The following is an 11,210-nucleotide window of genomic DNA, read 5'->3' as shown; positions in this document are numbered from 1 at the left end:
GGTGACCGAGGAGCCGTTCTCCGTCCGCAGAAACGTCGCATGGGTGTGGGTCACCGCGTCCGGATCTTCCCCGGGGACCCACACCCCAGATCTGACAGGCGCTCTGGCGCACCCCCGGTTCGGCCGAGGCCATCGGCCAACTCGGCTGCGGGCGTTGCGCGTCGATGTTCACGAGCTGCCGACGAGGCGGTCCAAGGGGTCGGCGAGGACAGGGGTGAGGGCCGCGGCGTAAGCCTCGGAGAGGTGACTTTCGTCGCGGTAGACGGCGGTGTTGCCGACGACGACGGGGCAAAGACCCGTGCGGATCGCGCAGACCCACGGTCGGGGGTCGATGACCGTGGCGCCGGTCGCGGCGGCGGCGTTGCGGATGGCGGTCTGGCGGGTCGCATCGTGGATCGCGTCCGGCAGGTGGTTGGCGCAGGCGTGCAGTTGCAGGGAGTTGTCGGCTGCGCAGTCGACCGGGTCGCCCTTGGGCCAGGGAGTGTCGAGCAGTGCGGCGACGTGGGCGCCGGAGGTGCCGAGGTCCCGGAAGGTCTCCTCGAAGCCGGTGGTCCACTGCCGCAGGGTGTCGTCGTCGGGCCGGGCGGGGTCGCCCGCGTCCGAGGAGGAGACGACCACCAGGGCAGGGTGAAGGGCGTTGATCCTCGCCACGGCGTTGGAACGCCAGGTGTCGCAGGCCGTGTACGGCCTGTGGCGGTTGATGATGGTCACGCCGGCGGTCTTGCAGGAGGCCTTCGTCAGTGAGACCAGCTTCCACCCGCGCTCGATCGCGAGGCCCTGCAGAGCCGGGAACCACTGGGCCGCGTGGGAGTCGCCGAAGAGCACGACGGTCCGGGAGGAAGCGCGGTTCCCGTAGACGCACGGCGGATTACGGGTGCTGTCGTAGTCGACGTGGCAGCCGTCCCGGTAGACCGCGGACCGGGAGGACTTCACCTTCGGCAGGGCCGGGGTGAGGTTGTTCGGCAGGCTGCCGGAGGACGCCGCCAGAAGCTCGGCCAGCCGCGCCTGCGGGTCCGGCGCGCCGGCCAGCTCCTCCGCCAGTACGGGCGCGGGCCCGCCCACTTCGATCGTCGGCGGAACCGCCGCCGCCGTCAGCGCCAGCACCGTGGCCCCCGCCGACAGCCCGACGCCGAGCGCCAGGGCCCGGTGCGGCCGTCCCCTGAACGCCCGGTGGAAGCGGACCGGGTTCTCGACGAGGCGCAGCGTCAGCCAGGCCAGGCCCAGCGCGACCGCGCACAGCCCGAGCGCGAGCGGCACCTCGGCGGTGCCGTCCGTACGGCCCAGCGCCACCGGGGCTACGACCAGCAGCGGCCAGTGCCACAGGTACCAGCCGTACGAGAGCCCGCCCAGCCACACCAGAGGCCGCCGCCCGAGCAGCCACCCCGCGCCGTGCGAGGCGGGCGCGCAGCCGCCGGCCAGAACGAGCGCGGCGCCGAGGACCGGCAGGAGGGCGTGGTAGCCCGGGAAGGGCGTCTCGGCGTCGAACCGGACCGCCGCCAGCACGACGCAGGCCAGGCCGAGCCAGGTCAGCGGGGCCGCGAGGGCGGCGGGCAGCCGTTCCAGCCGGGCCGTGGCCAGCGCCAGCAGCGCGCCGGCGCCGAGCTCCCAGCCCCGGGTGGGGGAGCCGAAGTACGCCCAGGGCGCCGAGGAGTTCGTCACCAGGACACTGATCACGAACGACACCAGGCACAGCGCCCCGAGCGCCAGAGCGATCAGTCGGCGCCGGCCGCGGGCGGCCCGCCAGCTGAACAGCAGGAGCAGCGGCCACACCAGGTAGAACTGCTCCTCCACGGCGAGCGACCAGAAGTGCTGGAACGGCGAAGGCGGACTGTTCTGGGCGAGATAGTCCGTACCGGCCGCCGCCAGCCGGAAGTTGACCGCGTACAGCGCGCTGCCGAGGGCGTCGCCCGCGTACTCGGCGAGCCGCGCCTTCGACAGGAACAGCCATGACCCGGCCAGCGTGACCGCGATGACCAGGGACGACGCGGGCAGCAGCCGCAGCGCCCGGCGGGCGTAGAAGGTGCGGACCGACAAGCGGCCGGTGGTGGCGAGTTCGCGCAGCAGCAGGGACGTGATGAGGAAGCCGGAGATCACGAAGAAGACGTCGACCCCGACGTATCCGCCGCTGACCTGCGGCACTCCGGCGTGGGAGAGCACCACGAGCGTGACGGCCACCGCGCGCAGCCCCTGGATGTCCAACCTTAAGGCGTGGTGTCCGGGTGGTGCGTTTCTGCCGCCCGCTGGGATGGTACGGACCTTGGCGGGCGTGGTGCTCGGCATCAGGCGCAACTCCTTGGGGGACTGACATGGATTGATGCCGTACTGTCCGGCCGTCGCCCGGAGTTCGGATGAACAACGCCTCAACTTCACAGGAATCCCCGGCGTGCCCGTGCGGATCCCGCCGGCCGGGGGGTGACCCCGCCATGCGGATGTCAGGCGGTCGAATGGGGGAGGGCCGAGTGGCCTCCGGGCTAGGTGCCTGACCTGTACGTTTCTTCCGGCTCAGTCCTCCCTGTTCATGCCCCGAGCCAGGAGGTGGTGAGAGCCTGTACGGCCGAGCCGTCGGCGTCGGCCAGCTTGACCGCGGTGAAGCCGGCCGCGGACTCGGAGCTCTGGTAGCGGAACCGGGGCTCGGCGGCGGTCAGCGCGCCCACGACGATCTCCGCGCACTCCCGGGCCGACTGTGCCGCGGAGAACGCCTGCTGGGTGCGGGCCAGATAGCCGTTGATCACCGACTGGTAGTCCCCGGCTCCGGCGACCAGGGCCTCGACGTCCCGGTCGGCCCGCACGTTCGCGACGAACTCGGTGGCCACCGCGCCGGGCTCGATCACGCTCACCGCGACACCGAGCTTGCCGACGACAGGGGCGAGACTCTCCATCCAGCCCTCGACCGCGAACTTGGCCGCGCAGTAGGCCTCGTTGAACGGCTGGCCGACGACGCCTCCGATGCTGGTGACCGTGATCAGACGCCCCTTGGCGGCGCGAAGGTACGGCAGCGCGGCCTTGGTGACCTGGACGACTCCGAAGAAGTTGACCTCCATGACGTCGCGGACGTCGTCGACGCTCTCCAGCTCGATGGTGCCCAGGTGTCCGGCCCCGGCGTTGTTGATCAGCGCGTCCAGCCGTCCGTGGTCGGCGATCACACCGTCGACGCAGGCCCTGACCGAGTCCGGATCCGTCACGTCGAGCTGTCGGACGTCGGCGCCGGGCAGCCGCTCGAGCAGCGCTGCGGCCTTGTCGGTGTTCCGCATGGTCGCGACGACCTCGTAGCCCGCCTGTGCGGCGAGTACGGCGGTTTCCAGGCCGATGCCGGTCGACGTACCGGTGACAAGGGCGATCTTCATGGTGAACCTCCATGGTTGCGTGTACACACACATTAAGGTTGCGTGCGCGTGCACGCAAATTGGTAGACTCGCCTGGTGACGGACATCAAGCTCAAGCAGGCGGAACTGCCTGTCGAGGACCAGGCGTACTACCGCCTCGTGGGGGTGAGCAGTGCCCTCACCTCACGTGCGAGCGCCCGATTGGAGGAGGACTTCCGCCTGCCGGCCTCCTGGTTCGAGGTGCTGCTCTGGCTCTACCACCAGGACGGGCCGCTGTCGGCCACCGATCTCGGCTCCTGCGCGTTGATCAGCCGCAGCCAGGTCTCCCGGGTGATCGACGCCCTCCAGGCCCGCGAACTGGTCACCCGCGCCCCTTCGGCCACCGACGCCAGGTCCGTCGAGGTGACCATCACACCGCAGGGCCGCGACCTCTTCGAGCGCGCGGACGCCGCCCGCCGCGAAACCCTGGCTCCCGTCCTGGCGGACAGGCTGGACCCGGCCGAACTCGAGGAACTGGCCCGCCTTCTCCTCAAGCTCAAGGACTGATGGCGGTATCGGCCACCGCCCCGGTGCACGTCTGAAGGTGCACTCCGACCAGATCACCGGACAACGGCGGTTCAACCTGAGCTGTCCACGCCGACCAGCGCCGGGGCGAGCCACTTCAGCGTGGTCCACGCCGACCGAGAAGCCGGTGCCGACCTGCGGCAGCAGCATGCCGAAGCCCACCTCACGGATCCCGACCCGGCGAGCCCTGCGAGTGGCCCTCCCACGTGATCCGCGGAATGACTCCGCGGCGTGGCTGGAGAATGGCTAGAGGATGAAGACGATCGCGGCGCCTATGCCGCCCAGGAACAGGGCGAGGGCCGCTTCGGCCCAGCCTCCTTTGCCCCAAGGGAAAAGGCGGTCGACGGCCAGGTTTCCCGGGCCGATGGACGCGACGGCGAGTGCGGTGACAGTGATGCACACGCTGTACTCCACACCGCCTTGGGTATCCCACAATCCATGCGCCCCGGTCACGATCGCCATGGCATTGATCATCACGCCGATCAGGGCAGCCGCCGCCAGCGGCGTGAACAACCCCAGAGCAAAGCCGATGCCGCCCAGGAATTCGGAGCCGCCTCCCATGACGGCGTAGACCTTTCCGGGACGGTACCCCAACGCGGCGAATCCTTTGCCTGTAGCGGTGAGGCCGTCGCCACCGAATATCCCGAAGAGTTTCTGGGCACCGTGTGCTGCCATGAGCAGACCGAACGTAAGCCTGATGAGAAGCAGGCCGCAGTCAGCGGCGGAGACCGCTGCCCGCGCCGGGGCGTCGACCGTCGGGGCGGTGGAAGAGCGCAGTCGCTGCGTTATGTGATTCACGGGGGGTGCTCTTCTCTGCAACGTGCTCCGGAGCGGTACCGGCCGACCATCCAGGAGCTCGCACAGCTGATTGTCCGGTCGCCATGGCGCGTGCAAGATCTTCAAGACCTTCATGACGCCATGTATGCAGGGCCACAACGCTGCCGCACGCGGCCGGAAAGGAAATTCTCGTGTGGGATCGCGTCAGGCCGCCGGTCGATTTCTCGTGCAGCGATACGGCCGCACTCTCCCATCCTTACTCCATTCCATTCCCCATGGTCGACCGTTCGACGGGGAAGGTATGTGAGCACTTGTGAGCACTACAGGCGGAATACGGAGCGCGGCTCATGGTCCGTCGGGAGCCTGTGCGATGTCCACCACGACCTTGCCTGCCGCGGTGCCTCGCTCGACCGCCGTGTGTGCGTCGGCGACGGAGTCGAGGGTGAAGGTGCGTGGGTCGAGCCGTGGCTTGAGGGAGCCCGCGTCGGCGAGCGTGGTGGCCTCGCGCATGATGTCGCCGTGGTCTGCGCGGTGGCGGCCGGTGAGCATGGGCATGAGGGTGAACACGCCGGAATAGGTGGCGCCCCGGAAGGAGAGGGGAGCGAGGGCGTGGGTGCCCCAGCCCAGTGCGCTGACGACGTGGCCGGTGTACGTGCGCACGGCGGTGAAGGAGGCGTCGAGCACGGGACCGCCGACGGTGTCGAAGACGATGTCGAAGCCCTCGCCGCCGGTGTGTTTGCCGACGTACTCCGTCACGGACATCGCGGTGCGGTCGATGGGCGTGGCCCCGAGGCGCGCGACCGTCTCGGCGTGGGCGGGGGACGTGGTGGCGTAGACGTCGGCGCCGTGGGCACGGGCGATCTGGATGGCGACGTGTCCGATGCCGCCGGCTCCGCCGTGGATGAGGACCTTGTGTCCAGGGCGGACTCGGGCCCGGTCGACGAGGCCCTCCCACGCGGTGATGAAGACCAGAGGCAGTGCGGCGGCTTCGCGCATGGTCAGGGCGGCGGGTTTGACGGCCAGCAGTCGGGCGTCGACCGCCGCGTACTGGGCGAGGGAGCCCTGGAGGTCGCCGACCCCGCCGGTGAGTCCGTAGACCTCGTCGCCGACTTCGAATCCGGTGACGGCGGTACCGACTTGTTCGACCACACCGGCGAGGTCGAGGCCGAGCACGGCGGGCAGGACGGTCCGGGCGTGTGCGGCCTTCCCCGCCCGGATCTTGATGTCGAGCGGGTTCACTCCGCTGGCCGCGATCTTCACCAGGACCTCGCCCTGGTCGGGGGCGGGCCGGGGGAGGTCTTTGAGGACCAGGGGTGCCCCGAACTGTTCGAGGATCGCTGCGCGCATGGCCCTGCCTTCCTTCCTGGAAGCTGTTCGTGAGTACGGAGTCGGAGGCGTGGGGCGTCTCGCGGTCACGGGTGTGCCTGGTGGCCTGTTACGAGAGGTCGTCGGCCGTGTCGCGGCGGGTGTGGTCGTCGAGGAGGCGCCGGGCCGCGGATCTGGCCTGATCCACCACCGCGCGGTCCTGGAGCAGCCGTCCGGACGCGAGGGCGCCGTCTATCAGGAGGCCGAGGTGGCGGGCGAGGGAGTCGGGGTCGGCGGCGCCCGCCTCGGTGCTCAGCTGTGTCAGCCAGGTGTGACGGCGTTCGATGTGCTGCACGGTGATGGCCCTGGCCTCGGAGTCGAGTGCGGTCTCGACGGCGGCGCTGATGAAAGGGCAGCCGAAGAAGCCGTGCCGGTCGAAGGCGTCCGTCAGTGCGTCGAAGAGCCCGGTGATCCGGGCCGCCGCGTCGTCGCCCGCCCGATCGGCGGCCGACTGGAGTTGGGCGCGCCAGGATATGTCGGTTCTGCGCAGGTAGGCCGCGACCAGCTCGTCCTTGGTGCGGAAGTGGACGTACAGGGTGGATTTCGCCACCCCGGAGGCGGCGATCACCTGGTCCACGCCGACGCCCCGCAGGCCGTTCGCGTAGAACAGCTCGGCCGCCGTGTCCAGGATCTTCTCGACCGTGTTCGTCCTTCTCGTGCGCGTCGCCATGTGCGGGCACCTCCCTTAATCGAACAGATTAGTCCGTTCGATTAAGGGAGGCAATGCCGGCCGCTGTGATCGACGCTCCGCGCCTGAGGTCGACCTCCGTAGGCGGCGCGGCTCCCTGTGCGCGGCTCGCTCGCCGCGACGGTGGCGTCCTCGTTGGCGAAGGGTTTCCCGGCGGCGAGGTCATCCCGGTCGCCCTTGGGGCCGACACCGATCAACTGGGTCTCGCCGGCGGGCGCTTCGCGCGGGTGCACGGCGGTACGGGCCCGTGCCCGATCCCCTCGCGGACCGGTTGACGCCCGGGCGGTGACGGTCACCGCCCGCGTCCGCTGGTGTCGGGCGGTTCAGGCGTCCTTCCGTCGGCGGCCATGATCCGCGCCCACCGGCAGGCGCCGTCCGCCCCGCCCCCGCAAGCTCGGCCTCATCGGGCAGGCCGATCTGGAACAGCTGACGGCCCGGCTCCCTTCGGGAAGCCCTCGACGTCTGCGGTCCCACCGGCTTCGTCGCGGCGGTCGGCGATCTCCTCGTCGGCGGGGGCTGGCTGCTGCCGTCTTTCGCACCGAACGCTTCGGACCCGCCGCTCCACCGTCCCGCCGCGCGTCACCCGCCCCGCCCCGAGGCGGGCCTGACCGCCCGGCGCCCCGCTCAATGTCTACTTCGACCGATATGATGCATTTTGTGATCATGTCCGGACGGCTGCGGCGCCGTCGTTCCCTCGGCGGTGGCTGGTGGGAAGCTGCCCCGCTGTCACCGGTGATCCTCACCCTCGTCATCACCTGCCTGGCGTTCTCCACACCGAGGGAGATCGCCGTCAGCCGACTCCTGCCCGCCGCCCCCGCCCTCGCCGCCGCGATGTGGCCCGTACTCCCCACGATCCTGCTGGGCACGTTCTGCCTGCTGGTCATGATCGGCCTCAGCTTCGTCTACGCCGACCTGGGGACGCAGTACACCGCGGCTGCGATCGTCGCGGTCACCCTGGCGGCCGCATACGCGAGCCATGTCCGACTCCAGCGGGAGGAGGCGCTCTTCCACGTCCGCCTCGTCGCCGACGCGGCACAGAAGGTGCTGCTGCGCCCTCTGCCACGCCGCATGGACAACGTCGAGATCGAGTCGCTGTATCTGGCGGCCCAACAACAGGCCCGGATCGGCGGCGACTTCTATGAAGCGGCCGCCACGCCGTACGGGGTCCGGCTGCTCATCGGCGACGTACGCGGCAAGGGCCTGTCCGCGGTGGGGGCGGCCTCGGCGGTGATCAGCTGCTTCAGGGAGGCCGCGTACGACGAGCCCGACCTGAGAGGCGTCATCCAGCGTCTGGAGATCAGCATCATCCGTCACAGCGCCGCGTTTCCGGCGCAGGACCTGCCGGAGCGCTTCGCCACCGCTCTCATCGCCGAGATCCCGCACGGCGGCGGCCACATCAGACTTCTCAACTGTGGGCACCCGCCGCCGCTGCTCTCGCATCGCGGGAAGATCCGCGTCCTGGATCCCACCGCTCCCTCGCCGCCTCTCCACCTCGCGGCGCTCATTGGCGCCCACTACTGCGTCGACACCGTCGCCTTCACCCCGGGCGATCAGCTGCTGCTCTACACCGACGGCGTATCGGAGACCCGGGACCGCGCCGGCGAGTTCTTCCCGCTCCCGGACTGGATGCGGCAGCAGGGCCCGAGGCCGCCCCGTGAGCTGCTCGACCGGCTTCACCAGGACCTGCTCCACCACAGCGGCGGAAGGCTCAACGACGACATCGCGGCCCTCGCAGTGAGACGCCCGAACACGCAGGCACCGGAGTCCCCGGAGTCCCCGGAGTCCCCGGTGTGAGTGGCCGGATGTCGTGGTCGGGGCCCGCGGTCGGATCCGCGGTGCGGCACGGGCGGTGACGCAACGAAGTCGGCCAAGGCTCGTTGATCACGGCATGAAGAACGTCATCACGCGGGGGCAGTTGCACGTCCTGGCCACGGCTGCCGCCCTGGTGCTGGGAGTCGCGGGCGCGGAAAGCGCACAGGCGATCCCGGCGGCTCGGGGTTGCCCCGCTGCGGAGATCTTCGCCACCGACAACACCGCGATCATCACGGATCCGGCCGACTCCCGGCTCAAGACCCGCCTGACGCGCTTCGACCACGAGGTGCGCAAGGTCATCCACGCCGACAGCGCGAGGCCCGGCTCCTCGACCCTCCTGGACGGCGTCTTCTGGTCCGGCGACCTGAGGAAGGCCACCTGCGAGCGTTCACGCGAGTTCGACGTCAACCAGGTCGGCCGCGACGGGCTCCACCACATCGCCGACGTCATCGCCAAGCAGTACCACCAGGAATCGGTGCTCACGTTCCGCTGTCTGCCGCGCACCTCGCCGGACACCGACGCGGTAGAGATCCAGGCCCCCGGCGTCAGCCGGACCCGTCTCCATGAGGCACTGCTCGCGGACGCGGAGGCCCGCGACCGGCTCGGTGGCGGCTCGGTCACCCTGGACGGGCGGCTCATCCTCACCGCCCCGCTCGCCGACCTCCCGGTGGCCCAGAGGTTCACGGCTGAACTCGGCGTCGACTGGAACAAGGCCGAGGTGAGCTACGGGGACGAAGAGTTCGTGAGCTGAGGCAGTGCCCGGCCCTGTACCGGCCGAGCCGGCTGAACGTCACGCGCGCCGGGGGCCGGCCGGTAGATGCGTGACAGCCACGAAGGTCGCGAAGGCGGCCAGACTCCCGCACACGAGGCCGGGCCAGTCGGCCCAGTCGGGATCGGCGGGAGCGGACACCACGGCTCGGGTGAGCCTGTCCGCGGACCATCCTGCCGGAAGAGCGGTGACGAAGGCCGGCCAGCGATGCCGTACCCCCTTGATCACGTCGTCGAGGAGGGCTTGCACGATGCCGACGAACATCACGACCACCACCATGTCCCCCCAGCCGAGGGCGGCGGCACCGGCCCCCGCCGCGACCACGAAGACCCAGACCCGCGCCAGCGGCCGGACCGGGGCAGCATCGCGAGAGGCCTGCCGCGGCAGCCAGAACAACCGCCGCACGCTCTCCGTGAAACCGTGCCTGTGCTCTCCGCCGTCAGATGTCACATCGCCCCCTGACCGGTGAGGTGGACCGATTCGGCCGACCGCGCCGAAATGGCTCGCCCGCGGATTCGTTCGGCTCGCGTCAGGTGGACGCACGGCACGGGCCGAAGGTTGCGGTGTCAGTGACGGGAAGGGGCGGTATCCGTCGGCCCTCCGTCGCGCACTCGGTGCGCGGGCCACGGATACCGCCCCGACGGACACGGCTACAGCCGTGTCCGATGGGTCGCGTGCTCCCACGATCGCGACCCTCCTGCATCCGTGTCAGCCATCACGGGGTGCAGGCGGCTTGGACGGCGACGCCGGTCGGCTTGAGGGTGGCACACCTCACGAGGCCATCAGCTCCCGCACCCGTGGAGCCACCTTGGTGCCGAAGAGTTCGATGGTGGTCATGAGCGTCTCGTGCGGCAGACCGTTCATCCCGTACTTGAGGTCGAAGCGGCTGGCGTCGAGCTCCCGGAGGGTGGTGGCGATCTTCTGTGCCACGGTCTCCGGTGATCCGACGAACAGCCCGCCACCGGGACCGGCATCGTTCATGAAGTGCTCGAATGTCGGGACGCGGAATCCTCGCTGCCGGGCCATCATGCGGATGGTCTTCTCGTAGTACGGCCAGAACTCCTCCACCGCCTGCTCGTCGGTCGCGGCCACATGCCCCGGACTGTGCACGCCGACCGGCAGGTCGGGCCGGCCGAGCTTCTCCAGCGCCTGGCGGAAGAGCTGCGAGAAGGGCGCGAACCGCGCCGTCGGACCGCTGATGATCGCGAGCATCAGCGGGAATCCGTAGCGTGCGGCACGGACGACGGACTGAGGATTGCCGCCGACGCCGATCCAGGTGGGGATCGCTCCGGACTCGCTGTGCGGGTAGACGGGCTGGTCGGCCAGCGCCGGCCGAGTGCTGCCGGACCAGGAGACGGGCTTCTCCTTGCGCAGTTCGGCGAAGAGGCCGACCTTCTCCTCGAAGAGGGTGTCGTAGTCGCCGAGGTCGTAGCCGAACAGCGGGAAGGACTCCGTGCTCGAGCCCCGGCCGAGAATCACCTCGGCACGGCCGTCGGACACGGCGTCGAGAGTCGCGTAACGCTGGTAGACCCGAACGGGATCGTCCGAGCTGATGACGGTGACACCGGATCCGAGACGTATGCGCGAGGTGCGCGACGCGATCGCCCCGAGCACCACATCCGCCGCCGAGAGCGGCATCCAGTCGACGTGGTGCTCACCGATGGCGAAGTGGTCGAGTCCGACCTCATCGGCGAGGATCCCCTCCGCCACCAGGTTGCGGATCGTCTCGCCGTGCGAGAGCGGTCGGCCCTGGGCGTCGTCGGTCACGTCGCCGAACGTGTCCAGTCCAAGTGTGATCGGGTGCCCACCCGCGGGGGAGGCGGCACGTTCTGACATCGGCGGATTTATCTTTCCCGTAACGGTCGAAGGGGGCTCGGGCCCCGCACCCCGCGCCGGTGCCGGGCGCCGGTGC

The 11,210-nt window shown here is 70.1% G+C and carries 10 protein-coding genes; 3 read left to right on the top strand and 7 right to left on the bottom strand.

Annotated elements, in window-relative coordinates; genetic code table 11:
- Positions 1 to 168: 168 nt before the first annotated feature.
- Together ACFVWD_RS42065 and ACFVWD_RS42060 are read right to left on the bottom strand one after the other, a co-directional pair.
- Positions 169 to 2,280, bottom strand: coding sequence for an acyltransferase family protein (locus ACFVWD_RS42065; RefSeq protein ID WP_389603211.1), 2,112 nt, complete (start codon positions 2,278 to 2,280; stop codon positions 169 to 171).
- Positions 2,281 to 2,516: 236 nt separating this feature from the next.
- Positions 2,517 to 3,344 (bottom strand): SDR family oxidoreductase, encoded by an 828-nt coding sequence (locus ACFVWD_RS42060; RefSeq protein WP_389603210.1) that lies wholly within the window; start codon positions 3,342 to 3,344, stop codon positions 2,517 to 2,519.
- Between the two features lie 75 nt (positions 3,345 to 3,419).
- Between ACFVWD_RS42060 and ACFVWD_RS42055 the strand changes: the two genes are divergently transcribed.
- On the top strand, positions 3,420 to 3,869 hold the full coding sequence (locus tag ACFVWD_RS42055; protein ID WP_389603209.1) for a MarR family winged helix-turn-helix transcriptional regulator: 450 nt from the start codon (positions 3,420 to 3,422) through the stop codon (positions 3,867 to 3,869).
- 264 nt (positions 3,870 to 4,133) lie between these two features.
- Here the strand turns inward: ACFVWD_RS42055 and ACFVWD_RS42050 are convergent, their stop codons facing one another.
- The 3 genes from ACFVWD_RS42050 to ACFVWD_RS42040 all read right to left on the bottom strand — a co-directional run bounded on the left by ACFVWD_RS42050 (position 4,134) and on the right by ACFVWD_RS42040 (position 6,699).
- Positions 4,134 to 4,676 carry a DoxX family protein gene (locus ACFVWD_RS42050; RefSeq protein ID WP_389603213.1) on the bottom strand — a complete coding sequence of 181 codons (543 nt, stop codon included), beginning with the start codon at positions 4,674 to 4,676 and terminating at the stop codon, positions 4,134 to 4,136.
- Positions 4,677 to 5,009: 333 nt separating this feature from the next.
- On the bottom strand, positions 5,010 to 6,011 hold the full coding sequence (locus ACFVWD_RS42045) for a zinc-dependent alcohol dehydrogenase family protein (protein WP_389603208.1): 1,002 nt from the start codon (positions 6,009 to 6,011) through the stop codon (positions 5,010 to 5,012).
- An 88-nt stretch (positions 6,012 to 6,099) separates the two neighbouring features.
- A complete protein-coding gene (locus ACFVWD_RS42040) occupies positions 6,100 to 6,699 on the bottom strand; it encodes a TetR/AcrR family transcriptional regulator (RefSeq protein ID WP_389603207.1) in 600 nt (199 codons plus the stop codon).
- A gap of 675 nt (positions 6,700 to 7,374) precedes the next feature.
- On the opposite strand from ACFVWD_RS42040, the gene ACFVWD_RS42035 reads away from it, so the two are divergent.
- Both ACFVWD_RS42035 and ACFVWD_RS42030 read left to right on the top strand, forming a co-directional pair.
- Positions 7,375 to 8,511, top strand: coding sequence for a PP2C family protein-serine/threonine phosphatase (locus ACFVWD_RS42035; RefSeq protein WP_389603206.1), 1,137 nt, complete (start codon positions 7,375 to 7,377; stop codon positions 8,509 to 8,511).
- Between the two features lie 94 nt (positions 8,512 to 8,605).
- On the top strand, positions 8,606 to 9,280 hold the full coding sequence (locus tag ACFVWD_RS42030; RefSeq protein ID WP_389603205.1) for a hypothetical protein: 675 nt from the start codon (positions 8,606 to 8,608) through the stop codon (positions 9,278 to 9,280).
- Positions 9,281 to 9,319: 39 nt separating this feature from the next.
- On the opposite strand, the gene ACFVWD_RS42025 is transcribed toward ACFVWD_RS42030, so the two are convergent.
- Positions 9,320 to 9,748 (bottom strand): hypothetical protein, encoded by a 429-nt coding sequence (locus ACFVWD_RS42025; protein ID WP_389603204.1) that lies wholly within the window; start codon positions 9,746 to 9,748, stop codon positions 9,320 to 9,322.
- 321 nt (positions 9,749 to 10,069) lie between these two features.
- Positions 10,070 to 11,134 carry an LLM class flavin-dependent oxidoreductase gene (locus ACFVWD_RS42020; protein WP_389603203.1) on the bottom strand — a complete coding sequence of 355 codons (1,065 nt, stop codon included), beginning with the start codon at positions 11,132 to 11,134 and terminating at the stop codon, positions 10,070 to 10,072.
- Between the last annotated feature and the right edge of the window lie 76 nt (positions 11,135 to 11,210).

The sequence above is a fragment of the Streptomyces sp. NPDC058086 genome (assembly GCF_042885015.1).
GTDB lineage: Bacteria > Actinomycetota > Actinomycetes > Streptomycetales > Streptomycetaceae > Streptomyces.
The sequence above is the reverse complement of the archived record's forward strand: the minus strand, read 5'-3'. Positions and strand labels throughout refer to the sequence as shown.

Excerpts from the sequence above, each read along its gene's own strand:
- ACFVWD_RS42040 (WP_389603207.1), bottom strand. The coding sequence starts at position 6,699 with ATGGCGACGCGCACGAGAAGGACGAACACGGTCGAGAAGATCCTGGAC.
- ACFVWD_RS42045 (WP_389603208.1), bottom strand. The coding sequence starts at position 6,011 with ATGCGCGCAGCGATCCTCGAACAGTTCGGGGCACCCCTGGTCCTCAAA.
- ACFVWD_RS42030 (WP_389603205.1), top strand. The coding sequence starts at position 8,606 with ATGAAGAACGTCATCACGCGGGGGCAGTTGCACGTCCTGGCCACGGCT.
- ACFVWD_RS42020 (WP_389603203.1), bottom strand. The coding sequence starts at position 11,134 with ATGTCAGAACGTGCCGCCTCCCCCGCGGGTGGGCACCCGATCACACTT.
- ACFVWD_RS42065 (WP_389603211.1), bottom strand. The coding sequence starts at position 2,280 with ATGCCGAGCACCACGCCCGCCAAGGTCCGTACCATCCCAGCGGGCGGC.
- ACFVWD_RS42060 (WP_389603210.1), bottom strand. The coding sequence starts at position 3,344 with ATGAAGATCGCCCTTGTCACCGGTACGTCGACCGGCATCGGCCTGGAA.